This window comes from Diaminobutyricimonas aerilata (assembly GCF_002797715.1).
GTDB classification, from domain to species: domain Bacteria; phylum Actinomycetota; class Actinomycetes; order Actinomycetales; family Microbacteriaceae; genus Diaminobutyricimonas; species Diaminobutyricimonas aerilata.
The window spans coordinates 2,087,061-2,108,603 of the sequence record NZ_PGFF01000001.1; the positions used below are offsets into that span (position 1 = coordinate 2,087,061).

Annotated in this window: 24 protein-coding genes; 5 read left to right on the top strand and 19 right to left on the bottom strand. The window is 71.7% G+C overall.

Annotation, left to right across the window (positions count from 1 at the left end):
• The 12 genes from CLV46_RS10045 to CLV46_RS10100 all read right to left on the bottom strand — a co-directional run bounded on the left by CLV46_RS10045 (position 1) and on the right by CLV46_RS10100 (position 10,184).
• On the bottom strand, positions 1 to 1,023 hold the full coding sequence (locus tag CLV46_RS10045; protein WP_100364637.1) for a Wzz/FepE/Etk N-terminal domain-containing protein: 1,023 nt from the start codon (positions 1,021 to 1,023) through the stop codon (positions 1 to 3).
• Positions 1,024 to 1,114: 91 nt separating this feature from the next.
• The gene (locus tag CLV46_RS10050; protein ID WP_100364638.1) at positions 1,115 to 1,507 is read right to left on the bottom strand and encodes a ChaB family protein; all 393 of its coding nucleotides are present in this window, start codon (positions 1,505 to 1,507) and stop codon (positions 1,115 to 1,117) included.
• 18 nt (positions 1,508 to 1,525) lie between these two features.
• Positions 1,526 to 1,873 (bottom strand): PGPGW domain-containing protein, encoded by a 348-nt coding sequence (locus CLV46_RS10055; protein ID WP_100364639.1) that lies wholly within the window; start codon positions 1,871 to 1,873, stop codon positions 1,526 to 1,528.
• A gap of 34 nt (positions 1,874 to 1,907) precedes the next feature.
• On the bottom strand, positions 1,908 to 3,413 hold the full coding sequence (gene der, locus CLV46_RS10060; RefSeq protein ID WP_100364640.1) for a ribosome biogenesis GTPase Der: 1,506 nt from the start codon (positions 3,411 to 3,413) through the stop codon (positions 1,908 to 1,910).
• The gene (gene cmk, locus CLV46_RS10065; RefSeq protein ID WP_245866720.1) at positions 3,410 to 4,072 is read right to left on the bottom strand and encodes a (d)CMP kinase; all 663 of its coding nucleotides are present in this window, start codon (positions 4,070 to 4,072) and stop codon (positions 3,410 to 3,412) included. The genes der and cmk overlap by 4 nt, the downstream gene beginning before the upstream one ends.
• On the bottom strand, positions 4,069 to 5,160 hold the full coding sequence (locus CLV46_RS10070; protein WP_100364641.1) for a prephenate dehydrogenase: 1,092 nt from the start codon (positions 5,158 to 5,160) through the stop codon (positions 4,069 to 4,071). The genes cmk and CLV46_RS10070 overlap by 4 nt, the downstream gene beginning before the upstream one ends.
• Positions 5,157 to 5,960 carry a pseudouridine synthase gene (locus CLV46_RS10075; RefSeq protein ID WP_245866722.1) on the bottom strand — a complete coding sequence of 268 codons (804 nt, stop codon included), beginning with the start codon at positions 5,958 to 5,960 and terminating at the stop codon, positions 5,157 to 5,159. The genes CLV46_RS10070 and CLV46_RS10075 overlap by 4 nt, the downstream gene beginning before the upstream one ends.
• Positions 5,950 to 6,534 (bottom strand): SMC-Scp complex subunit ScpB, encoded by a 585-nt coding sequence (scpB, locus tag CLV46_RS10080; protein ID WP_100364642.1) that lies wholly within the window; start codon positions 6,532 to 6,534, stop codon positions 5,950 to 5,952. The genes CLV46_RS10075 and scpB overlap by 11 nt, the downstream gene beginning before the upstream one ends.
• The gene (locus CLV46_RS10085) at positions 6,524 to 7,339 is read right to left on the bottom strand and encodes a segregation and condensation protein A (RefSeq protein ID WP_100364643.1); all 816 of its coding nucleotides are present in this window, start codon (positions 7,337 to 7,339) and stop codon (positions 6,524 to 6,526) included. The genes scpB and CLV46_RS10085 overlap by 11 nt, the downstream gene beginning before the upstream one ends.
• Positions 7,323 to 8,210: a ParA family protein gene (locus tag CLV46_RS10090; protein ID WP_100364644.1), complete on the bottom strand. Its 888-nt coding sequence runs from the start codon at positions 8,208 to 8,210 to the stop codon at positions 7,323 to 7,325. The genes CLV46_RS10085 and CLV46_RS10090 overlap by 17 nt, the downstream gene beginning before the upstream one ends.
• A 91-nt stretch (positions 8,211 to 8,301) precedes the next feature.
• Positions 8,302 to 8,958: a response regulator transcription factor gene (locus tag CLV46_RS10095; protein ID WP_100364645.1), complete on the bottom strand. Its 657-nt coding sequence runs from the start codon at positions 8,956 to 8,958 to the stop codon at positions 8,302 to 8,304.
• Complete coding sequence (locus tag CLV46_RS10100; RefSeq protein ID WP_157802294.1) at positions 8,955 to 10,184, bottom strand: sensor histidine kinase; 1,230 nt, start codon at positions 10,182 to 10,184, stop codon at positions 8,955 to 8,957. The genes CLV46_RS10095 and CLV46_RS10100 overlap by 4 nt, the downstream gene beginning before the upstream one ends.
• A gap of 123 nt (positions 10,185 to 10,307) precedes the next feature.
• Here CLV46_RS10100 and CLV46_RS10105 point away from each other — a divergent pair, with 123 nt between their 5' ends.
• On the top strand, positions 10,308 to 11,078 hold the full coding sequence (locus CLV46_RS10105) for an ABC transporter ATP-binding protein (RefSeq protein WP_100364647.1): 771 nt from the start codon (positions 10,308 to 10,310) through the stop codon (positions 11,076 to 11,078).
• Positions 11,063 to 12,748 carry a hypothetical protein gene (locus tag CLV46_RS10110; RefSeq protein WP_100364648.1) on the top strand — a complete coding sequence of 562 codons (1,686 nt, stop codon included), beginning with the start codon at positions 11,063 to 11,065 and terminating at the stop codon, positions 12,746 to 12,748. The genes CLV46_RS10105 and CLV46_RS10110 overlap by 16 nt, the downstream gene beginning before the upstream one ends.
• Here CLV46_RS10110 and CLV46_RS10115 read toward each other — a convergent pair whose 3' ends face one another.
• Complete coding sequence (locus CLV46_RS10115) at positions 12,749 to 13,204, bottom strand: VOC family protein (RefSeq protein ID WP_100364649.1); 456 nt, start codon at positions 13,202 to 13,204, stop codon at positions 12,749 to 12,751.
• Between the two features lie 100 nt (positions 13,205 to 13,304).
• Between CLV46_RS10115 and CLV46_RS10120 the strand changes: the two genes are divergently transcribed.
• Positions 13,305 to 14,246: a helix-turn-helix transcriptional regulator gene (locus tag CLV46_RS10120; RefSeq protein ID WP_100364650.1), complete on the top strand. Its 942-nt coding sequence runs from the start codon at positions 13,305 to 13,307 to the stop codon at positions 14,244 to 14,246.
• A gap of 7 nt (positions 14,247 to 14,253) precedes the next feature.
• Here CLV46_RS10120 and xerD read toward each other — a convergent pair whose 3' ends face one another.
• The 4 genes from xerD to tyrS all read right to left on the bottom strand — a co-directional run bounded on the left by xerD (position 14,254) and on the right by tyrS (position 18,778).
• Positions 14,254 to 15,171 (bottom strand): site-specific tyrosine recombinase XerD, encoded by a 918-nt coding sequence (gene xerD / locus CLV46_RS10125; RefSeq protein ID WP_100364651.1) that lies wholly within the window; start codon positions 15,169 to 15,171, stop codon positions 14,254 to 14,256.
• Entirely contained in the window at positions 15,155 to 15,721 is a 567-nt protein-coding gene (locus CLV46_RS10130; protein ID WP_100364652.1) for an NUDIX domain-containing protein, read from the bottom strand. Before CLV46_RS10130 ends, xerD begins: the two co-directional genes overlap by 17 nt.
• The gene (locus CLV46_RS10135; RefSeq protein WP_100364653.1) at positions 15,714 to 17,417 is read right to left on the bottom strand and encodes a CTP synthase; all 1,704 of its coding nucleotides are present in this window, start codon (positions 17,415 to 17,417) and stop codon (positions 15,714 to 15,716) included. Before CLV46_RS10135 ends, CLV46_RS10130 begins: the two co-directional genes overlap by 8 nt.
• Positions 17,418 to 17,485: 68 nt before the next feature.
• The gene (tyrS, locus tag CLV46_RS10140) at positions 17,486 to 18,778 is read right to left on the bottom strand and encodes a tyrosine--tRNA ligase (RefSeq protein ID WP_100364654.1); all 1,293 of its coding nucleotides are present in this window, start codon (positions 18,776 to 18,778) and stop codon (positions 17,486 to 17,488) included.
• Between the two features lie 113 nt (positions 18,779 to 18,891).
• Here tyrS and CLV46_RS10145 point away from each other — a divergent pair, with 113 nt between their 5' ends.
• On the top strand, positions 18,892 to 19,500 hold the full coding sequence (locus CLV46_RS10145) for a DNA-binding protein (protein WP_100364655.1): 609 nt from the start codon (positions 18,892 to 18,894) through the stop codon (positions 19,498 to 19,500).
• The gene (locus CLV46_RS10150) at positions 19,497 to 20,075 is read left to right on the top strand and encodes a hypothetical protein (RefSeq protein WP_100364656.1); all 579 of its coding nucleotides are present in this window, start codon (positions 19,497 to 19,499) and stop codon (positions 20,073 to 20,075) included. The genes CLV46_RS10145 and CLV46_RS10150 overlap by 4 nt, the downstream gene beginning before the upstream one ends.
• Here CLV46_RS10150 and CLV46_RS10155 read toward each other — a convergent pair.
• The gene (locus CLV46_RS10155) at positions 20,059 to 20,943 is read right to left on the bottom strand and encodes a DUF817 domain-containing protein (protein ID WP_100364657.1); all 885 of its coding nucleotides are present in this window, start codon (positions 20,941 to 20,943) and stop codon (positions 20,059 to 20,061) included. The two genes, CLV46_RS10150 and CLV46_RS10155, sit on opposite strands and share 17 nt — an antisense overlap.
• Complete coding sequence (locus CLV46_RS10160; protein WP_100364658.1) at positions 20,940 to 21,542, bottom strand: DNA-3-methyladenine glycosylase; 603 nt, start codon at positions 21,540 to 21,542, stop codon at positions 20,940 to 20,942. Before CLV46_RS10160 ends, CLV46_RS10155 begins: the two co-directional genes overlap by 4 nt.
• Position 21,543: the final 1 nt, after the last annotated feature.

Here is a 21,543-nt window from a genome sequence, read left to right on the forward strand (position 1 = left end):
TCAGCTGCGCGCGCCGTCGGAGGACGCGCGCCGGTTCGGCGTGCGCGAACCCGGACGGGTGTGCGCCGCCGCCGGGCGCGGAGCGCGCGGCGACTCGGGACGCGGAGCCGCGTCGTCGGCGGCGGGCTCGGACGCCCGCTCCACGGTGCCCGCCTCGTCCGCTCGCTCTCGGGAGACGGCCGTCGAGGTCTCGCGCAGCGGCGCGGGCCTGCCGTTGGTCGCCGTGACCGTGGCCGGCGTGGTGACGGGGGCGGTGGTGACGGCGGTCTGCGGGGTCGCTGTCCGAGGCGACGACTCACGAAGTCGTGCGCGGACGAGGGCGACGAACAGCCCGAGCAGCACGCCGAGACCCGCGCCGGCCGCGAGGAAGACCGCGAGCGACGGTGTCGTGGAGTCCCGCGGGGTGGCGGCGGGGCTCACGATGCTGCCCGAGTAGAAGGTGCTCGACACGAGCGTCGCGAGCCGCTCCTGCAGCGTCACGATCTGCACGTCGATCGCACGGGCCGCCGAACTGCCGGCCGGCACGCCGTCGAGCTGCGTCTGGAGTTCGCCGATGCGCGCCGAGAGGCTGTCCGTCGCCGACTGCACCACCTTCTCCGCGTTCTGCACGCGCTGCTCGCTGTAGGCCGTGGCGATCGCGTTCGCCGCGTCCGCGGCCCGCTGCGGGTCGGGGTCGGTGTAGCTGATCTCGAGCACTTGCGAGCCCTTGGGCACGCTCACCGTCACCCCGGTCGCGAGGGCGCGCGGCGCGATCCATCCGAGTTGCTCGGCCGCCGGCGTGAGCACCTCCGTGGAGGTCGCGACGACCCGTTCGGTCTCCATGTTGACCTCATCGGTGCCGGGCTGCAGGGCTCCGATCGGCTCGACCGTGAGCACGGCCTTCGCCTCGTAGCGTTCCGGCCACACGAAGCCCGCTCCGGCGGCGAGGCCGATGCCGATCACACCGAACACCGTGATCAGCACCCAACTCGACGCGATGCGTCGCACCAGGTCCTCGATCGACCACGTGTTGGTCTCCGTCATGACTCCGCCTCACCGATTCGGTACCCGGACAGCATAAGCGGGCCCCCCGGGCACCGGCGAACCCTCGAACGGGGCGTCCGTCAGGCGCGGGTCACTCCCGCGCCTTCCGCGTCTCGCGCGCGTTGGCCTTTTGGATCGCGTCGACGAGCTCGTCCTTCGTCATCGTCGACCGCCCGCGGATCTCCAGCCGCGACGCGACCTCACGCAAGTGCGCCTTCGACGCATTGGCGTCGACCCCGCCCTTCGTGGGCTTCGCGTTCCGCCCGCCGGCGGCCGCGTCGTCGGACGGCCCCTTCTCGTCCTTCGGCTCCCAGTGGTCGCCGACCTTCTCGTACGAGTGCTTGACCGCCGAGAACGCGGTGCGGTGCGCCCGCTCGCCCTCGCCGTAGCTCTCGACCGCCGAGTCGTGCGCCTTGATCCAGGTCTCCTGCGCGTGCTTCTCCGAGCGTTCCAGGGTGCTGGGCAGTTCCTTCTTGCCGGGCATGCCGTTCCTCCTCCGACCTCACTCCGTCGCGGCCCGCGCCCGTCGCGCGCGCCACCAGGCCCAGAACCGGGCGAGCATCCGCCGGAGGACGGCGCTCACGCGTCGCGCGGCGGCGAACTCGGTGCCCAATACGGCGAGACCCAGGAAGACCACGAGCCACCCCGGTCCCGGCAGCGGCACCAGCAGCAGCCCAAGCGCGGTCAGCGCTCCCCCGAGCACCCCGACGACGAGTCGGTACGCCCAGCGGATGCGCGGACGACGCTCCATCCACGCGCGGATGCGTCGCAGCATCCGGCGTACCGGATGACGCGCGTCGGTCGCGGCCCGGATGTCGCGGTCGAGCTCGCCCTGGAGTCCCTGCGCCATGGGCTCACGCTACGACCGCCGCCTGGGAGAGCGGTCAGCGCTTGCGGCGTTCCCGCACGCGCATGTTGACGGTGATGGGCGTGCCCTCGAAGCCGTACACCTCGCGCAGACGGCGCGTGATGAACCGACGGTAGCCCGGGTCGAGGAAGCCCGTCGTGAACAGCACGAAGGTTGGCGGCCGGGTCGAGGCCTGCGTGCCGAACAGGATGCGCGGCTGCTTTCCGCCGCGTACCGGGTGCGGGTGCTCGGCGACGAGTTCCGCGATCAGCGCGTTGAACTTGCCGGTCGGGATGCGGGTGTCCCACGACTGGAGCGCGAGTTCGAGGGCCGGCACGAGCTTCTCGAGGTGACGACCGGTGCGCGCCGAGATGTTCACCCGGGGAGCCCATGAGACGTGCGCGAGGTCCTGCTCGATCTCGCGTTCGAGGTAGCGCCGGCGCTCGTCGTCGAGCAGGTCCCACTTGTTGAAGGCGAGCACGAGCGCGCGACCCGATTCGAGCACGAGGTCGATGATGCGCACGTCCTGCTCGCTGATGGGCTGCGAGACGTCGATGAGCACGACGGCGACTTCGGCCCGCTCGAGGGCCGCGCTCGTGCGCAGGGAGGCGTAGAAGTCGGCGCCGTGCTGCAGGTGCACCCGGCGACGGATGCCGGCGGTGTCGACGAAGCGCCACACCTTGCCGGAGATCTCGACCTGCTCGTCGACGGGGTCCCGGGTCGTGCCGGCGAGCTCGTTGACGACCACGCGCTCCTCGCCGGCCGCCTTGTTCAGCAGGCTCGACTTGCCGACGTTCGGTCGGCCCAGGATGGCGACGCGGCGCGGACCGCCGACCTCCTCGCGGGCGACGGCCGACACCTCGGGGAGGATGGCCAGGGCGGCGTCGAGCAGATCGGCCACACCGCGACCGTGCAGAGCCGACACGGGCATGGGCTCGCCGAGTCCGAGGCTCCACAGCGTCGCGGCCTCGTAGTCGTGGCGGGCGTCGTCGGCCTTGTTGGCGACGAGCAGCACCGGCTTGCCGGAGCTGCGCAGCATGCGCACGACGTGCTCGTCCGTGGCGGTCGCCCCGACGTTGACGTCGACGACGAAGAGCACGGCGTCGGCGAGGTCGACGGCGACCTCGGCCTGCGCGGCGACGGACGCGTTGATGCCCTTCGCGTCCGGTTCCCATCCGCCGGTGTCGACGAGGGTGAAGCGGCGGTTCATCCACTCGGCCTTGTACGAGACGCGGTCGCGGGTGACTCCGGGCACGTCCTCGACGACGGCCTCGCGGCGCCCGAGGATGCGGTTCACGAGCGCGGACTTGCCGACGTTCGGCCGCCCGACGATCGCGAGCACCGGGAGCGCGGGCAGGTAGGTGATCGCGTCCGGGTCGTCCGAGGCGCCCTCGAGCAGGCCGAGGTCCTCCTCGTCGAGCTCGTACTCCTGGAGACCGGCGCGCAGGGCGGTCGCCCGCTGCGCGGCCTCCGCCTCGTCCATCGCCTCGAGCCGTTCGGCGAGGGCCGGGTCGAATTCGGGGAAGTTCTCGGTGTCGCTCATGCTGTTGCTCCTCGCACCAGGTCCACGACGGCCCGCACGGTCTGTTCGAAATCGAGTGCGGTCGAGTCGAGGGTGGTGACCCCGTCTGCGGCCGACATGAAGTCGACCATTCTCGCATCCCGCCGGTCGCGGTCGACCAGCTGCTGTGCCGTGTGCTTGTCGGCGTCGGTCAGTTCTCCGGCCCGGCGGGCGATCCGCACCGCCTCGTCGGCGGTGAGCAGGATGCGCACTGCCGCGTCCGGCGCCACGACGGTCGTGATGTCGCGGCCCTCCACGACGATACCCGGCCGCGGGTCCTCGGCGATCACGCGACGGAACAGCTCCACGAGCAGCGCCCGCACCTCGCGGTTGCCGGCGACCGCGCTCACCGCCGCACTGATGCGGGGCTCACGGATCTCGGCGGTGACCTCGCGCACGCCGACGCGCACGTAGTAGTCGTCGGGATCGGTGCCGATCCCGTACTCGAAGCCGTCGAACGCCGCGGTCACGGCGGAGGCGTCGGCGAGGTCGACGCCGTGCTCGAGGCAGTACCACGCGAACGCCCGGTACGCGGCACCGGTGTCCTGGTAGCCGTATCCGAGTTCACGCGCGGCGGCGCGGCTGACGCTCGACTTGCCGCTTCCCGCGGGCCCGTCGATGGCCACCACGACCCCGGTCACGCGAACGCCCCAGCGATCGTCCAGCCGCGCTCCTCGAGCTCGGCGACGAGCCGCTGCTCCGCCTCGGGCACGACGCTGATCTCGGCGAGACCGATCTGCGCTCCGGGTGAGTGTTCCAACCGCAGGTCCTCCATGTTGACGCCGGCTTCTCCGATCTCGGTGAGCAGTCGGGCGAGCTCGCCCGGGGTGTCGTCCACCATGACGACGATCTGACTGAAGCGGCGGTCCTGCCCGTGCTTGCCCGGGATGCGGGCGACCCCCGTGTTGCCTGCCGCGAGCGCGTCGGCGATCGCGCGCCGCGAGCCGGGCGCTTCGGGCGCGTCGAGAGCGGCGATGACCCGCTCGAGATCGTCGCGCAGCGGCCGCAGCACATCGACGACGGCGGGCGCGTTCGCGCCGAGGATCTGCACCCACAGCGCGGGGTCGCTGCCGGCGACGCGGGTGACGTCGCGCAGTCCCTGCCCGGCGAGCTGCAGGGCCGCTCCGTCCCCCTCGCTCAGGCGTGCGGCGAGCAGGCTCGACACCACCTGCGGCACGTGGGAGACGAGCGCGACGCTGCGGTCGTGACGCTCGACGTCGAGTTCGATCGGAACCGCACCGAGGTCGAGGATCATGTCCTCGATGGCGCCCGCGCGGCGGTAGCTGATGTCGTCGTGTCCGGCCAGTACCCACGGGCGCCCGACGAAGAGGTCGGCGCGTGCGGAGATCGCTCCGCCGCGCTCACGACCGGCCATGGGGTGGGTGCCGAGGTAGCGGCCGAGATCGGCCCCCATGGCGCGCAGTTCCGCCAGCGGGGCCGCCTTCACGCTCGCGACATCGGTGACGAGCGCATCCGGGTACGCCGCGAGCTCCCGCGCGACGATCGACGCGGTGACATCCGGCGGCACGCACACGACGATGAGGCCCGGCGCATCGCCGGCGGCCGGCTCGCGTCCCGCACCGTAGTCGACGGCCAGACGCCGCGCCGAGGGCGAGACGTCGTCCATGACGACGTCGACGCCCCGAGCGGCGAGCCCCAGTCCGATGCTCGTGCCGAGCAGCCCGCTGCCGACGATGCGCACGTCCTCGGCGAGGCGCCGATCGGTCATCGTCTGGTTCCCTCGGGGTCGGATGCGGCGCCGCGCGCGACGCCCAGGAGCTGGCCGAGCTCCACCTTAGTGAGTTCGCGGCTGCGGCCCGTCGGCAGGGTGCCCAGGTGCAGCGGTCCGAACTGGCGGCGTACGAGCTCGATCACCGGATGCCCGACGGCGTCGAGCATCCGCCGCACGATCCGGTTGCGCCCGGAATGCAGGGTCACCTCGACGAGGGAGCGCCCGGCCGGGGATCCGTCGAGCAGGCGGATGCGGTCGGCCGCTATCGGCCCGTCCTCGAGTTCGATGCCCTCGCGCAGGCGGCGCAGCGTCGCCTTGGTGACCTGCCCCTCGACCTGGGCGATGTACGTCTTCTGCACACCGAAGGACGGGTGGGCGAGCACGTGGGCGAGTTCACCGTCGTTGGTGAGAAGGAGGAGCCCCGACGTGTCGGAGTCGAGCCGCCCGACGTTGAACAGCCGCTCCCCCTCCGGCGAGTACCGGCTCAGGTCGGGGCGGCCCTTCTCGTCGCGCATCGTGCTGACGACGCCGACCGGCTTGTTGAGCATCACGTAGCGACGGCTGACGTCGGTCTGCACGGGGGTGCCGTCGACGGACACCCGGTCGACACCGATGTGCACGCGCCGGCCCAGCTCGGTGACCACCTCGCCGTTGACACTCACACGGCCGGCGACGATGAGCTGCTCGCTCACCCGGCGCGAGGCGACCCCGGCCGCGGCGAGCACCTTCTGGAGCCGCTCCCCCTCCGCCGCCGCGGGGTTGCCTTCGCCCGCGGTCATCCGCTCGTCAGCGCTCATCGAAGCCCTCCGCCCCATCCGGGAGCAGCGGCGAGATCGGCGGCAGCTCGTCGATCGAGTTGATGCCGAGCTGCACGAGCAGCAGTTCGGTCGTCTCGTAGAGGATCGCGCCGGTCTCACTGTCGGTGAACGCCTCGCGGATGAGACCGCGGCCGAGCAGGGTGCGGACGACCGAGTCGACGTTGACCGCGCGGATGGCCGCGATCGAGCCGCGGCTGATGGGCTGTTTGTACGCGATCACGGCGAGGGTCTCGAGCGCCGCCTGCGACAGTTTGGTCGGGCTCTGCGTGAGCACGAAGTCGCGCACCGCGTCGTCGAGCTCGGCGCGCACGTAGATGCGCCACCCACCGCCCACCTCGCGGAGTTCGAATCCGCGCCGCACGGTGCCGTCGATGCCGTCGTAGTCGGCGACGAGGCGTTCGATGGACTGCCGCACGGCGGGTACGGGGGCGCCGAGCGCCGTGGCCAGGGCGACGAGCGAGAGGGGCTCGTCGGCGACCATGAGGATCGCCTCGAGCGTGCGCTCCAGGTCGACGGTCGCCTGCGTGGGCGCCGCGGTGGTCTCAGTTGTCATAGTCCCTCCCGAGGTTCGCCAGGTTCTCGCTCGACCAGTGCTCCGCGGTCCAGCGCAGCGTGAGCTCACCGAGCGGCTCGAGCTGCTCGAACGCGATCGCCGCGTGCCGGTAGAGCTCGAGCACGGCGAGGAACCGCGCGACGACGACGCCCTTCTGGTCGGCGCCGGCGATGAGCTGGCGGAAGCTCAACGGCTCGCCCGATCGCAGCAGGGCGACCACGTGCGCGGCCTGCTCGCGGATGCTGACGAGCGGGGCGTGCAGGTGGTCGAGCCCGACGACGGGCATCTCCTTCGGTGCGAACGCGAGTGCGGCGAGCGCGGCGAAGTCGTCGAGGCTCAGCGTCCACATGAGTTCGGGCGTCTGTCTGCGGTACTTCTCCTCGAGGCGCACGGAGCGGACGTGCCGCGACGCCTCCGCGTCGAAGTGCCGTCCGAACCAGCCGGCCGCCTCCTTGAACGCCCGGTACTGCAGCAGGCGGGCGAACAGCAGGTCCCGCGCCTCGAGCAGCGCGACGTCTTCGGCGTCGACGAGTTCGCCCTGCGGCAGCAACCCGGCGATCTTGAGGTCGAGGAGGGTCGCCGCGACGACGAGGAACTCGCTCGCCTGGTCGAGTTCCTCGGCGGAGTCGAGTCCGCGCAGGTAGGCGAGGAACTCGTCGGTGACGACGCTCAGCGCGATCTCGGTGATGTCGAGCTCGTGCTTCGTGATGAGCGACAGCAGCAGGTCGAACGGGCCGCTGAAGTTGCTCAGCGTGAGCGAGAAGCCGGATGCCGCCTGCTGGTCGAGCTCAGGCGACAGCGCCACGGACGATCAGCTCCCGCGCCAGCTGGCGATAGGCACCCGCGGCCGCGTGCTCGGGCGCGAAGGTCGTGATCGGCCGCGCCGCGACGGATGCGTCGGGGAATTTGACGGTGCGCGAGATGACGGTCTCGAGCACGCGGTCGCCGAAGGTCTCCACGACCCGCTCGAGCACCTCGCGGCTGTGCAGCGTGCGCGGATCGAACATCGTGGCGAGGATGCCATCGAGCTGGATCGCCGGGTTGAGGCGGTCGCGCACCTTGTCGATCGTCTCGATGAGCAGGGCCACGCCGCGCAGCGCGAAGAACTCGCACTCGAGCGGGATGAGCACGCCGTGCGCGGCGGTGAGCGCGTTGACGGTGAGCAGGCCCAGCGAGGGCTGGCAGTCGATGAGGATGACGTCGTAGTCGTCGCTGACCTGCCGCAGCACCCGCGCGAGGATCTGCTCGCGGGCGACCTCGTTGACGAGGTGCACCTCGGCCGCGGAGAGGTCGATGTTGGCCGGCATGACGTCGAGTCCGGGCACGTTCGTCTCGACGATGGCCGCGTGCGCGTCCTTCTCCCGACCGAGCAGCAGGTCGTAGACGGTGATCGAATCGTGCGTCTGCACGCCGAGTCCGGCCGACAGCGCGCCCTGCGGATCGAAGTCGATCGCGAGCACGCGGCGGCCGTACTCGGCGAGCGAGGCGCCGAGGTTGATGCTCGTCGTCGTCTTGCCGACGCCGCCCTTCTGATTGCAGAGGGCGATGATGCGGGCGGGGCCGTGACCGTCGAGCGGGGCGGGCACAGGGAACTCCGTGCGCGGCCGACCGGTCGGGCCCATGACGGGCGCGGTCATGCCGGGAAGCTCGGCGACGTCCTCCCGTTTGGTGCTCATGGACCACGAGTCTACGGGCGGCCGTGCCCGCGACCCGGCCGCGACAGACCCGCGTCGCCGCATCCACCTCGACCGTTGGTTGAAGGTTCCGCTACCGCGCGCGGGCGTCGTGGGCGGCGATCGCGAGCTGCACCCGGTTGTCGAGACCGAGACGGGTGAGAGCACTCGAGATGTGGGCCTTCACGCTGCCGAGGGAGAGGTGCAGCCGCTGGGCGATCTCCGCGTTGCCGAGTCCCTCGGCGACCGCGTCGGCGACCTCGCGTTCGCGGTCGGTGAGCACGTCGAGCGAGACCCCGCGACGATGCTCCGCGGCGCCTCCGGAGCCGTCCGCGACGAAGCGGATGAGCTGACCGAGCACCTCCGGCGAGACGATGGGCTCCCCCGCCGCGACCGCGCGGATCGCCTCGACGATCCGCGCCGGGTCGCTGTGCTTGAGCAAGAAGCCGTCGGCCCCGGCGCGCAGCGCGTCGAGGACGAGCTCGTCGGTGCGGAAGGTGGTGAGCACGAGCACCCCGGGAGGCGACGGGTGGGAACGACGCAACCCGCGCAGCGCGCTCACCCCGTCGACGCGGGCCATGCGGATGTCCAGCAGCACGACGGCGGGCCGGGTGCGGTCGACGAGCGCCGCGAGTTCGTCGCCGTCGGACGCGTCCCCGACGACCTCGAGGTCGGACGCGCCTCCGAGCATGAGCCGGAGCCCGGCGACGACGAGCGGATCGTCGTCGACGATCGCCACGCGCACGGTCATGCGATCACCACCGGCACTCGTGCGGCCAACCGGAACTCCCCGGCCCGGATCCCGTACTCCACGTTGCCGCCGGCGAGCCGCACGCGCTCGGCGAGGCCGACGAGTCCGGCTCCCGCCCCCGGGATCTCGCTCTCGGTCACGCCGACGGGCGCCGGATTGACGACCGTCACGACGACCGCGTCGCGGTCCGGATGCACGCAGACCTCGACGACCGACCCGGGGGCGTGCTTGCGGGCGTTCGTGAGGCCCTCCTGCACGACCCGGTACACGGTCCGCTGCGCCCCGTCGGGCACCGTCGGCGGGATCGACACGCGCGCCATGACCCGCTGACCCGCCGCGCGGGCGTCGTCGAGCAGTGCGGGCAGATCCTCCGCCGTGGGTTGCGCGGGGCTCACCCCCAGTTCGTCGACCTCTCCCCCGTCCCGCAGCACCGACAGCACCTCCCGCAGATCGTCGATGGCGCGGTGGGCGTTCTCGCGGATGACCATCGCCGCGCCGTGCACCTCGTCGGCCCGCAATGCGCGGGCGTCGGGGTCCCGGCCGGACGAGCGGTACTCGAGGGCACCGGCGTGCACGGAGAGCAGGGAGATGCGATGGGCGAGCACGTCGTGCATCTCCCGCGCGATGCGCTCCCGCTCGGCACGGCGCACGTCGCCGAGCCGCGCTTCGTACCGCGCGCGGTCGAGCGACGCCTCCCGACGGATGCCGTCGATCACGGCGGCGCGCGCTCGAGTGAGCAGGCCGAGCGTGAGCACGAGGGCGTGCACCGCGAGCATCACGATGACCCACCCGACCCAGTCGAGACCCGGGACCGGGGCGATCAGGTGGTAGCTCGCGCCGAACAGGAAGTAGACGGCGATGAGCGGTGCGGCGACACGGGGCCGGAGGGTGGCCGCGCAGCGGTACATGATCGCGAGGACGGCGAACGTGGCCGAGAGCGAGAACGCCGTGGGAAGCAAGGCCACGACGCCGACCGTCAGAGTGCGCGAACGCGCCCACCACAGCAGGAGGCACGCCACCAGCCCGAGGGCGCGATCCAGCGGCCACGCCCAGTCGGGCACGGCCGGATAACCCTCGGACCAGGCGAACCCGTAGAGCCACCAGATGAGCAGCGCGAGCGTGAACGCGATGCCGTCGCTCCACCACTGCCCGCGGGTGCGAGGCACCGCGAACGGGTTCCAGCCGGGCGCGCGGGGATTCTCGCCCGCGACGGCCGATACGTCCATGGCACCGAGGATAGGGATGCGGCGGCGCGTCGGCCAGGCATCCTCCCCGATCGTGGCCGGTCGGCCGGAGGTGATGGCCACCCGGCCGACGCACGGGCGGCGCTGACGCGGAACCATCGCCTTATGGACACCCCTGCACCCGCCCTCCGATTCGACGGTCTGAGCCGCCACTTCGGCGACAAGGTCGCCGTCGACGCCGTGGATCTGCGCATCCCGCCCGGTTCCTTCTACGGCCTGGTCGGACCGAACGGCGCAGGCAAGACCACCGTGCTGTCGATGGCGACGGGGTTGCTGCGTCCCAGCGCTGGGCGCGCCCTCGTGCGCGGCATCGACGTGTGGGAGGACCCGGTCGCCGCGAAACGCGCGCTCGGGGTACTGCCCGACGGGCTCGCGCTCCCGGAACGCCTCACCGGCGGTGAACTGCTCACCTACTGGGGCCGGTTCCGCGGCATCGACGCGGCCGTCGTCGCCGCCCGCACCACCGAGCTGTTGCGCATCCTGGAGCTCGAGGAGGCGGAGCGGCTCGGGACCCTGGTCGGCGAGTACTCGACCGGGATGCGCAAGAAGATCGGCCTCGCGACCGCCCTGTTGCACACGCCCACCGTGCTCGTGCTCGACGAGCCGTACGAGGCGGTCGACCCGGTCTCGGCGCGGGTGCTCACGAGCATCCTGCGCCGATTCGTCGCGGCGGGCGGATCCATCGTGCTCTCCAGTCATGTCATGCCGCTCGTCGAGCAGTTGTGCGACCACGTCGCGATCATGGCGGCGGGGCGCATCGTCGCGGACGGGACGCTCGACGAGGTGCGTGCGGGCGGCACCCTCGAGGACCGGTTCGTCGAACTCGTCGGCTCGACGGAGCTCGACGCGGAGGAGCTGTCGTGGATCGCCTCCTGATCTCGCTCAAGTTCACGATGCTGCGCCACACCACCGCGGGGCTGCGCGGCTGGGGGTGGATCATCGGCGGCGCGCTCGTGATCGCGACGTGGACCGCAGTCGTCCTCGCGAGCGACACGGCCCGCCACGTCGTCGTGACGCTCGCCCTCGCTGCGTGGGGGGTGGGGGCGGTCATCGGCCCGATCCTGGTGAGCGGCAACGGCGTGCTGCGCCCGTCGTACTTCGCCCTGCTGCCGCTCGACCGCCGCGCACTCGGCCGCGGTCTGCTCGTGAGCACCTTCGTGGGTGCGGCGTCGGGTCTCGTGCTGCTCACGTCGCTCGTCACCGTCGTTCCGGCCGTGGCCGGTGGCGCGGGCGCGGTGGCCGTCGCGGTGCTCGCGGCGGGGCTGAGCTGGGTGCTCGTGATCACCCTCTCCCGCCTCGTCTTCGCCCTGCTCGGCGCCGCGATGCGGTCGAAGTTCGGGGTCGAGATCGCCGCCATTCAGTACGGCCTCATGTTCGCCGCGATGTTCACCGGCTGGATGATCGTGCAGGCGGCCGCGCAGAGCGTGCCGGTGCTGCTGCGGGACGGCATCCCGGTGCCCGCCGTCACCGCCGTGCTCGACGCGCTCCCGACGTCGTGGGCGCTGCTCGCGGTCGAAGCCGCCGGCCGCGGGGACGGGGTCGGCGCGGCGGCGTTCCTGTCCGCGATCGGCGCCCTCGACGCGGCCCTCGTGCTCGTGACCGTGCGACTGCTCGTGCCGCGCGAGGACGTGGCACGGCGCCAGCGGCGGTCGAGGCCGCGCTCGACGCGTTCCGTCGCCGGGGGCGGACTGCTCCCCGCCACGCAGCCCGGCGCGGTCGTCTTCAAGGAGGTGCGGCAGTGGACCCGCGATCCGTGGCGCAGCCTCGAAGTGCGCTCGGCCGTGTGGACCGGCGTCGCGATCGGCGGGTTCGCCCTCGCGAGCGGCACCTACTCCGCGTTCGGGGCGTTCGCCGGTGCGATCGTCGCCTTCATGCTCGGTCTCTCCGCGTGCAACGTGTACGGGCAGGACGGCACGGCGGTGTGGCAGACGCTTGTCGGTCAGGACGCGACCTCGGTGCGCTCGGACGTGCGGGGGCGGCAGTGGGCCGCGATCCTCGTCTTCGCGCCGCAGGCGCTGCTCATCGCGGCGATCGCCGTGCCGCTCAGCGGTCACTGGTGGACGGTGCCGTACGTGGTCGCGGCGCTCGCCGCGTTGTTCGGCGCGGCGAGCGGCGCGGCCATCGTCGTCTCCGCGGCGGGCGTCTCCCCCGGCGTGGACCCGCGGATGCGCGTCGGCCCGAACGACGCCAACGGCAACATCGGTGTGCACGTCTGGATCGTGATGCTGCTCATCACGATCGGGGTGCTGCCGACCGGCGCCGCGGTCGTCGCCTCGATCCTCTGGCCCTCGACCGCCACGATCATCGCCATGGTCGCCGTCGGAGTCGCGAACGGATTCATGGCGGCGTGGCTGCTCGGGCGCGTGGCGATCCGCTATCTCGAGCGCCGGATGCCCGAGGTCTACAGCCGCATCCGGTACGGGAGGGTCTTCCTCGAAGCGGGCACAGGCCCGCTCGCCTGGACGGAGAGGGCGACGCTCGAGGGCGAACAGGTGGCGAGGGAGCAGAAGCGCAAGGAACGGGAGAAGCGGCTCGCCCGCTCGTGATCAGGCGGCGGGCGTCACGACGTCGAGCACCCAGGTGACCCCGAAGCGGTCCGTGAGCATGCCGAAACCGGCGCTCCACGCCGACGCGGCGAGCGGCTCGATGATCGCGGCACCCGCCGCGAGGCCGTCCCAGTACCCGGCCACCTCCTCGAGGGTCTCCCCGCTCACCGACAGGAAGAAAGGCCGGTCGGTGAAGGTCAGGCCGTCGCGGCGGGTCGTCGACCCGCCGGCGTCGGTACCGGAGGCGCCCGGCACGTCGTAGGCGAGGACGTGGAACCCGGACGGGGAGTCCAGCCGCCCGAAGACGACCCGGCCCGCATCGGGCAGGTCGGCCGGCATCCCGAGTTCCCCGTAGGTCGTGATCGCGACGTCGCCCCCGAAGACGTCGCGGTAGAACTCGAGCGCCTCCCGAGCCGTGCCGGGGAGGTTGAGGTGGGTGGTGGTCGTGACGGTCATGTCGTGTGTCCTCTTTCGTCGGATGCCGGCGGTGGCCGGTATCTCGACTCTGACAGCGGTAGAGGACAGCTACGGTCCTCTACTCCGCGAGAATGGGGTCATGACGGGAAGTTCTTCGCGGATGCTCGCCCTGCTCTCGCTGCTGCAGACGGGACGGGACTGGTCGGGCGCCGCCCTGGCCGAGCGGCTCGGGGTCACCCCGCGCACGGTGCGTCGCGATGTCGACCGGCTCCGCCTGCTCGGGTACCGGATCGCCGCCACGAAGGGCCCCGACGGCGGGTACCGGCTCGCCGCCGGCTCCGAACTCCCTCCGCTGATGTTCGACGACGCCCAAGCCGTGGCGATCGCCGTGGCGCTGCAGAACGCCCCCTCGAGCGGGGTGGAGATCGCCGAGGCCGCGGAGCGCGCGCTCGCGACCGTGCGGCAGGTGATGCCGTCGCGCCTGCGGCACCGGGTCGACGGCATCCGCTTCTCGGGCAGCGCCGGGGAGGCGCGCGTCGACCCCGCCGTGCTCGAAGCGGTCAGCGCCGCGGTCCGCGACGCGAGAACCCTGCGCTTCGACTACGCGGGGAGCTCCGCGGCTCCGCGTCGGGTGCATCCGCATGAGGTGGTCGCCCGCGACGGGCGCTGGTACCTCATCGCGTGGGAGCCGGAACGCGAGGAGTGGCGCATCTACCGGCTCGACCGGATGACGCCGCGCGTGCCGACGGGCCCCGGGTTCCCCCGCCGCTCCCTGCCGACCGGCGATCCGGGCACCTTCCTCTCCGCCCGGTTCAAGGGCTCGGACGACGAGGACCGCTGGCCGTGCGTGGGGCGGGTGGTTCTCGACCTGCCGATCGAGGACGTGGCGCCGTGGTTGCCCGCAGGAGAGATCGAGAGGCTCTCCCCCGCATCCACCCGCGTGAGCGTCGGGGCGTGGTCGTGGACGGGCGTACTCGCCTCGGTCGCACGTTTCGACGCGCCGTTCCGGATCGAGGGGCCGCCGGAGCTCGCCGACGCCGCTCGTGCGCTCGGGGCCCGTCTCGCCGAGGCCGCCGGATGATGCCGGCTCAGCGGGCGCGGGGGTGCGCCGTCGCGTAGACCTCGCGCAGCGCATCCGCGGTCACGAGCGTGTAGATCTGGGTCGTCGAGACCGAGGCGTGCCCGAGCAGCTCCTGCACGACGCGCACGTCGGCCCCGCCCTGCAGCAGGTGCGTCGCGAAGGAATGGCGGAGGGTGTGCGGCGACACGTCGACGCCGAGCTGTGCACGCTCGGCGGCGGCACGGATCACGAGCCACACGCTCTGCCGCGACAGCGGCGCCCCGCGTGACCCCAGGAACACGGCGGGGCTCGCCCGCCCGCGCGCCGAGAGCTCGGGGCGGGCGCGCACGAGGTACCGGTCGAGCGCGTCGCGGGCGAAGCTGCCGACGGGCACGAGTCGCTGCTTGCCGCCCTTGCCGAGCAGCCGCACGAACTCGGCGGTCCCGCCCTCGGCGGTCACGTCGTCGACGGTGAGCCCCACGGCCTCCGAGACCCGTGCACCCGTCGCGTACATGAGCTCGAGCAGCGCACGGTCGCGGAGGCCCTCGGCGGTGTCCCGTTCGGGTGCGTCGAGGAGCCGCTCGACCTGATCGATCGTGAGCGCCTTCGGCAGCCGGCTCGGCAGCTTCGGCGTGGGCACGTCGCTCGCCGCATCGGTGGGCGCGAGCCGCTCGTCGACGAGGAACCGGTGGAAGCCCCGGACGGACGACAGGATCCTCGCGCGGGAGGTCGCCGCCTGTCCGGCGCTCGCCGCGACGAACGCCGTCACCTCGCCCGGCGTGATCCGATCGGGTCCGGCGACTCCTCGTTCTGCGAGGAAGTCGAGGTAGCGCTGCAGGTCGCGCCGGTACGCCCCGACGGTGTTCTGCGAGAGTCCGCGTTCGATGGCGACATGCCTGAGGTAGCGCCGCAGCGCCTCCGGAAGCGGGTCAGCCGCGTCGGGCATGGGCGGCGAGCACCGCGATCGTGAGGATCGAGTTCTTCAGCCGCCCGTCGAGCACCGCACCGACGACCTCCTCGAGGTCGACCCAGCGCGTGACGATGTCGGCCTCCTCATCCGTGCGGGCGAACGCGTCCGTCTCGGTGAGGTGGCGCGCCTCGTACACGCGGATGAGCTCGTCGCTCCCGCCGGGCGAGGTGTGGAACTCGGCGAGCCGTGTCCACTCCGCCGCGGCGAGGTCGACCTCCTCCTGCAGCTCGCGCTGTGCGGCGGCGAGGGGATCCTCCCCCTCGATGTCGAGCAGTCCGGCGGGCAGTTCCCAGTCGCGCGAGCGGATCGGGTGCCGGTACTGCTGGATGAGCAGCACCCGCTCCTCGTCGTCGATCGCGAGCACCGCGACCGCGCCGGGGTGGTCGACATACTCCCGCACGATGCGGTCGTCGCCGTACTCGAACTCGTCGCGGCGCACGTCCCACACCCGGCCCTCGAAGACGGCCTCGCTCGAGACGACGCGCGGCTCGGCAACCTCGTCGGCGAGCAGTTCCGGCTCAGGCATCGGCGGGCTCCGGAACCTCGAACAGTCGGCTGGCCTGCTGGCGCTCGAGCGCGGCCTGCACGAGACCCCGGAACAACGGGTGCGCCCGGTTCGGCCGCGAACGCAGCTCGGGGTGCGCCTGGGTGCCCACGTAGAAGGGGTGCTGGTCGCGCGGCAGCTCGACGAACTCGACGAGGTCGAGCTCGGGGTTGAGTCCCGAGAAGATCATGCCGGCGTCGGCGATGCGATCACGGTAGGCGTTGTTGACCTCGTAGCGGTGACGGTGCCGTTCACTGATGCTCGTGGTGCCGTACAGGTCGGCGACGATCGAGCCGGGGGTGAGGGCCGCGTCGTAGAGACCGAGGCGCATCGTGCCGCCGAGGTCGCCGCCGGCGAGGATCTCGACCTGCTCCGCCATCGTCGCGATCACCGGGTATTCGGTGTCGGGGTCGAACTCCGAGCTCGAGGCGCCAGGCAGCTCGGCGCGGTGGCGCGCGTACTCGATCACCATGCACTGCAGACCGAGGCACAGGCCCAGCGCCGGGAGGCCGTTCTCGCGGGCGTACCGCAGCGCACCGACCTTGCCCTCGATGCCGCGGATACCGAAGCCGCCGGGCACGCACACGGCGTCCACCTCGGCGAGGGCCTTCGCCGCCGTCTCCGGCGTCTCGCACTCGTCCGAGGGGATCCAGGTTATCCGCACCTTCGTCTGCTGGGCGAAACCGCCGGCGCGCAGCGCCTCGGTGACCGACAGGTACGCGTCGGGGAGGTCGATGTACTTGCCGACGAGACCCACGGTCACCTCGTGGCGCGGCTCGTGGACGGCCTTGAGCAGATCGCTCCAGCCCTCCCAGTCCACCTCGTCGGCGACGAGTCCGAGCTGCTCGATGATGTAGGCGTCGAGGCCCTGGGAGTGCAGCATCGTCGGGATGTCGTAGATGCTCGGCACGTCGATCGCGTTGACGACGGCGCGCTCGTCGACGTCGCACATGAGCGCGATCTTGCGCTTGTTGCCCTCGGACACCGGACGGTCGCTGCGCAGCACGAGCGCATCCGGCTGGATCCCGATGGACCGCAGCGCGGCGACGGAATGCTGGGTCGGCTTGGTCTTCTGCTCGCCGGACGCGCCCATGAACGGCACGAGCGAGACGTGCACGAAGAACACGTTGCGACGGGTGAGCTCGTGGCGCACCTGGCGGGCCGCCTCGATGAACGGCTGACTCTCGATGTCGCCGACGGTGCCGCCGATCTCGGTGATGATGACATCCGGCGCCCGCTCGCCTTCCACGGCGGTCGCCTGCAGCCGCATCCGGCGCTTAATCTCGTCGGTGATGTGCGGGATGACCTGCACGGTGTCGCCGAGGTACTCGCCGCGGCGCTCCTTGGCGATGACCTGCGAATAGATCTGCCCGGTCGTGACGTTGGCGGCCTGGTCGAGGTTGATGTCGAGGAACCGCTCGTAGTGACCGATGTCGAGGTCGGTCTCCGCCCCGTCGTCGGTGACGAACACCTCGCCGTGCTGGAACGGGTTCATCGTGCCCGGATCCACGTTGAGATACGGGTCGAGCTTCTGCATGACGACGCGCAGCCCGCGTGCGGTCAGCAGGTTGCCGAGACTCGCGGCGGTGAGGCCCTTGCCGAGCGAGGAGACGACGCCCCCGGTGACGAAGATGTGCTTGGTTACGTGTTCCGGGTTGCCCGCGTCTGAATTATCCACCACGGGCTTCCATCCTATGCCACTGGAGCGCCCCTGCGGCGAGCGGGAATCGCCGGAGGGTCGCGGGGTCAGCCGACGCGGATGCCCGCGAGGGTCTTCTTGCCGCGACGGAGCACCGCGAAGCGCCCGTGCAGCAGGTCGTCGAGCGTCGCGTTCTCATCGGGCACTTTCGTGTTGTTGAGGTACACGCCGCCTTGCGCGATGGCGCGGCGCGCCTCGCTCGAGCTCGCCGTGAGGCCGGAGTCGACGAGCAGCTGCACCACGGCGGCACCCGGTTCCGCGACCGCTCCGGGCAGCTCGGCGAGGGCCGCCTCGAGGGTGCCCGCGTCGAGCTCGTGCAGCTCGCCCTGCCCGAACAGAGCCGCCGACGCGGCGATCGCGGCGTCCGTCGCCTCCGCGCCGTGGACGAGCGTGGTGACCTCGGCCGCGAGCCGCCGCTGCGCCTCCCGCTTGAACGGGGCGTCGGCGGTGGCCTGCTCGAGCGCGCCGATCTCCTCGCGCGTCAGGAAGGTGAAGATCTTCAGACGCGGGATGACGTCGGCGTCGTCGGTGTTGAGCCAGAACTGGTAGAACGCGTACGGGCTCGTCATCTCGGGGTCGAGCCAGACGGCGTTGCCCTCGCTCTTGCCGAACTTGGTGCCGTCGGAGTTGGTGATGAGCGGGGTGCCGATCGCATGCACGCTCACGCCCTCGGCCTTGTGGATCAGGTCGGTGCCGCTCGTGAGGTTGCCCCACTGGTCGCTGCCGCCGGTCTGCAGCACGCAACCGTGGTCGCGGTAGAGGTGGAGGAAGTCCATCCCCTGCAGGATCTGGTAGCTGAACTCGGTGTAGCTGATGCCCTCGCTCGAGTTGAGCCGTGCGGTGACCGCATCCTTCTTCAGCATCGTGCCGACACGGAAGTACTTGCCGACGTCGCGCAGGAAGTCGATCGCGCTCATCGGCGCGGTCCAGTCGAGGTTGTTGACCAGGCGCGCCGCGTTCTCGCCCTCGAAGGCGAGGAACCGCGAGATCTGCGCCTGCAGCCGCTCGACCCACGCCGCGACGACGTCCTTCTCGTTGAGCACACGTTCCGCCGTCGGCCGGGGGTCGCCGATGAGGCCCGTGGAGCCGCCGACGAGGCCGAGCGGACGATGGCCGGCGAGTTGCAGCCGACGCATCACGAGCAGTTGCACGAGGTTGCCGAGGTGCAGACTCGGCGCGCTCGGGTCGAAACCGCAGTAGAAGGTGATGGGCGGTCCGGCGAGGAGCGTCTTGAGCGCGGCGGTGTCGGTGGAGACGTGCACCAGGCCGCGATACACCAGCTCATCCCAGACGTCGTCGAAACTCCCGTCATTGTGCAGGTTCTGCGGTGCGGTGGTCACTCCCCAACGCTAGCAGCGGGCTCTCCACGGCATCCCGCATCCCGTGAGGGTTGATCGGGTACTGATCGAGTCTGTAGGGTTGATCATCTCGGGATCAACGTCAGGGGGTTGAGATGATCGTCATCACGGCCGACCAGGTCGGCAGCCGCGTCAGCGCCGACCTCGTGAGCGGCGTGCTCGACTGGGCGAACGGCCCGGAGGGACCGGGCCTGCTCCTGCCCGCCGACCGTACCGCCGGCGACGAGCTGCAGCTGCTTCCCGCCGACGCTCGCGCCGCCCTCCGCATCGTGCTGCACCTGACCCGGTCGGGCCGGTGGAGCGTCGGCTGCGGCATCGGCAGCGCCGATCCCCTCGGCGCCACCGTGCGGGAGACCGCGGGAGCCGCCTTCGTGTTCGCGAGGGACGCCGTCGAACGGGCGAAGAAGCGGCCCCGGCGGTTCGCGCTCGAGAACGGCACCGAGCACGGCCGGGCCGTCGACGCGCTCGTCGACCTGCTGCTCGTCGTGCGCGCCCGCCGCAGCCGTGAGGGCTGGGAGCTGCACGACCTGCTCGAGACCGGACTCAGCCAGGCGGAAGCCGCCGAGCGGCTCGGCATCACCCCGCAAGCGGCGAGCAAGCGGGCCCGGGCCGCCGACCTGCGCGCCGACACGGCGGCGTCGGCCGCCCTTGTTACGCTCATCGCCGACCTGGATGCGCCGCACGAGGGAGGGGGCCGCCGATGACCGACGTCGCCGTGCTCGTGCTGTGGATCCTCGCCGTGCTCCTCACCTGGGCGGGCGTCGTGCTCGCCGTGTTCGCCACGCGCCCGAAACGGCACTGGCTCGTCGTGCCGAGCGCCATCCCCGTCGTCGGCACGCTCGCGTTCGTCATGATCGCCGGGGGCGTTCCGGATGCGCCCGTCGGGCTGCTCGGCGCACTCCACGGCCTCGGACTGGGCCTCATCGGGGTCATCGCCGGAAGCCCGGCCGTGACCCTCATCCTGCGTTTCGCCAGTCGCGACACCGTCGTGCTCGGCGCGCATGGCGGGATCCTCGTGCGCCGGCCCAACGAGCCGGCACCCGCACCCCGCGAGATCCTGCGCGGCGGCACGACCATCGGCTACCTCGAGCGCATCGCCCTCATCGGCTCGGTCGTGGTCGGGCAGGCCGCCGCGGTCGCCGTCATCGTCGCGGTGAAGGGCCTCGGGCGCTTCTCGGAGCTCGAGAACGAGCAGGCGCGTGAACGGTTCATCATCGGCACGCTCGCGAGTCTCGTCTGGGCGGGCGTCTGCACCGCCGCCATCATGCTCGCCGCGTGAGCCCGCCGCCGGTCGCGTCGGGGCGCTGCGGCGGGTAGACCCACGTCACGAGCACGACCGAGATGATCATGAGCAGCAGCCAGGAGACGAGCTTCGTGACCGAGACCGGCTGCCAGCCGTCGAGCTGATCCGGATACAACCACGCGTTCGACCACGTCGCCAGATTCTCGGCGACCCAGATGAACGTCGCGACGAGCAGGAACGCGAGCAGCACGGGCATCCGGAACGACCGCCGGAACACCCGTACGTGCTGGACGCACGCTCCCCACAGCAGCACGACCGCCGCGAGGAGGATCCAGCGCAGATCGAACCAGAAGTGGTGGGTGAAGAAGTTCACGTAGATCGCGGCGGCGACGATCGCCGTCGCCCACCGCGGCGGGTATCGGTCGAATCGCAGATCGAACAGCCGGTGCACGCGCACGAGGTACGACCCGACGGCCGCGTACATGAAGCCGCTGAACAGCGGCACGGCGCCGATGCGCAGCACGCCGTCCGCGGCGTAGGTCCACGACCCCACGTCGGTCTTGAACAGCTCCATGACCGTTCCGACGATGTGGAACAGCACGATGACCCGCAGTTCCCGCAGGGACTCCAGGCGGAAGACCACCATGAGCACCTGGATGACGACGGCCGCGATCGTGAGGGCGTCGTTGCGGGCGATGACCGCGTCGTCCGGATACCAGAGACGGGACGCGAGCAGCACCGCGAGCATCGCGGCGCCGAAGACGCACGCCCACGCCTGCTTGAGCCCGAACGCGAGCACCTCGACGAGGACGCCGCGCACCCCGGTGGACGGCAGCCGGTCGAGCAGTCGCCGCGCGCGCCCGTCGATCCGCCGTTCGGTGGAGGTGAGCGGGCGCTCGGTCACGAGGCGATTCCGCGCTTCTTCGGCACGTGGGCCTTGTACGGCGACACCGTCGGATCACCCGGGACCCAGAACCGCCAGGGGTACTCCTCCGTGCCCCCGGCGCCCGAGACACCCGTGCGGGGTCCGGCTGCGTGGGCGGGCGGATGCTCCGCGAGCTCGAGGCGCACCTCGCCGGACTCGAGGTCGGTGCCGCCGTCGGCGAGCGTGATGCCGAGCGCGACGACGAGCCGAGCCGGACCCTTCGCGAGGTCGTCGTCGCCGCGGGTCGACGTGCGGCGTGCCCGGGCGATCTCCACCCCGTCGACCACCCGGCCGGCGCGCAGCAGCACCCCGCCCGCGATGCCCTCGGGCATGCAGACGACGTTCGCGCACGTGTGCATCCCGTAGGTGAAGTAGGTGTAGAGGTGCCCGGGCGGGCCGTACATCACCGCGTTGCGGTTGGTGCGTCCGCGGAAGGCGTGCGAGCCCGGGTCGACCTCGCCCATGTACGCCTCGACCTCGGTGATCCGCACGGCGACCTCGCCGCGCCGGATCACCGAGCCGAGCAGCAGCGGGGCGACCTCGACGGCGGGCCGCTCGAGCAGGGTTCGGTCGAACACG

Excerpts from the sequence above, each read along its gene's own strand:
- CLV46_RS10045 (WP_100364637.1), bottom strand. The coding sequence starts at position 1,023 with ATGACGGAGACCAACACGTGGTCGATCGAGGACCTGGTGCGACGCATC.
- CLV46_RS10150 (WP_100364656.1), top strand. The coding sequence starts at position 19,497 with ATGACCGACGTCGCCGTGCTCGTGCTGTGGATCCTCGCCGTGCTCCTC.
- scpB (WP_100364642.1), bottom strand. The coding sequence starts at position 6,534 with ATGACAACTGAGACCACCGCGGCGCCCACGCAGGCGACCGTCGACCTG.
- CLV46_RS10115 (WP_100364649.1), bottom strand. The coding sequence starts at position 13,204 with ATGACCGTCACGACCACCACCCACCTCAACCTCCCCGGCACGGCTCGG.
- CLV46_RS10075 (WP_245866722.1), bottom strand. The coding sequence starts at position 5,960 with ATGAGCGCTGACGAGCGGATGACCGCGGGCGAAGGCAACCCCGCGGCG.
- CLV46_RS10105 (WP_100364647.1), top strand. The coding sequence starts at position 10,308 with ATGGACACCCCTGCACCCGCCCTCCGATTCGACGGTCTGAGCCGCCAC.
- der (WP_100364640.1), bottom strand. The coding sequence starts at position 3,413 with ATGAGCGACACCGAGAACTTCCCCGAATTCGACCCGGCCCTCGCCGAA.
- CLV46_RS10090 (WP_100364644.1), bottom strand. The coding sequence starts at position 8,210 with ATGAGCACCAAACGGGAGGACGTCGCCGAGCTTCCCGGCATGACCGCG.
- CLV46_RS10070 (WP_100364641.1), bottom strand. The coding sequence starts at position 5,160 with ATGACCGATCGGCGCCTCGCCGAGGACGTGCGCATCGTCGGCAGCGGG.
- CLV46_RS10095 (WP_100364645.1), bottom strand. The coding sequence starts at position 8,958 with ATGACCGTGCGCGTGGCGATCGTCGACGACGATCCGCTCGTCGTCGCC.
- CLV46_RS10130 (WP_100364652.1), bottom strand. The coding sequence starts at position 15,721 with ATGCCTGAGCCGGAACTGCTCGCCGACGAGGTTGCCGAGCCGCGCGTC.
- CLV46_RS10100 (WP_157802294.1), bottom strand. The coding sequence starts at position 10,184 with ATGGACGTATCGGCCGTCGCGGGCGAGAATCCCCGCGCGCCCGGCTGG.
- CLV46_RS10055 (WP_100364639.1), bottom strand. The coding sequence starts at position 1,873 with ATGGCGCAGGGACTCCAGGGCGAGCTCGACCGCGACATCCGGGCCGCG.
- CLV46_RS10050 (WP_100364638.1), bottom strand. The coding sequence starts at position 1,507 with ATGCCCGGCAAGAAGGAACTGCCCAGCACCCTGGAACGCTCGGAGAAG.
- CLV46_RS10120 (WP_100364650.1), top strand. The coding sequence starts at position 13,305 with ATGACGGGAAGTTCTTCGCGGATGCTCGCCCTGCTCTCGCTGCTGCAG.
- CLV46_RS10145 (WP_100364655.1), top strand. The coding sequence starts at position 18,892 with ATGATCGTCATCACGGCCGACCAGGTCGGCAGCCGCGTCAGCGCCGAC.
- xerD (WP_100364651.1), bottom strand. The coding sequence starts at position 15,171 with ATGCCCGACGCGGCTGACCCGCTTCCGGAGGCGCTGCGGCGCTACCTC.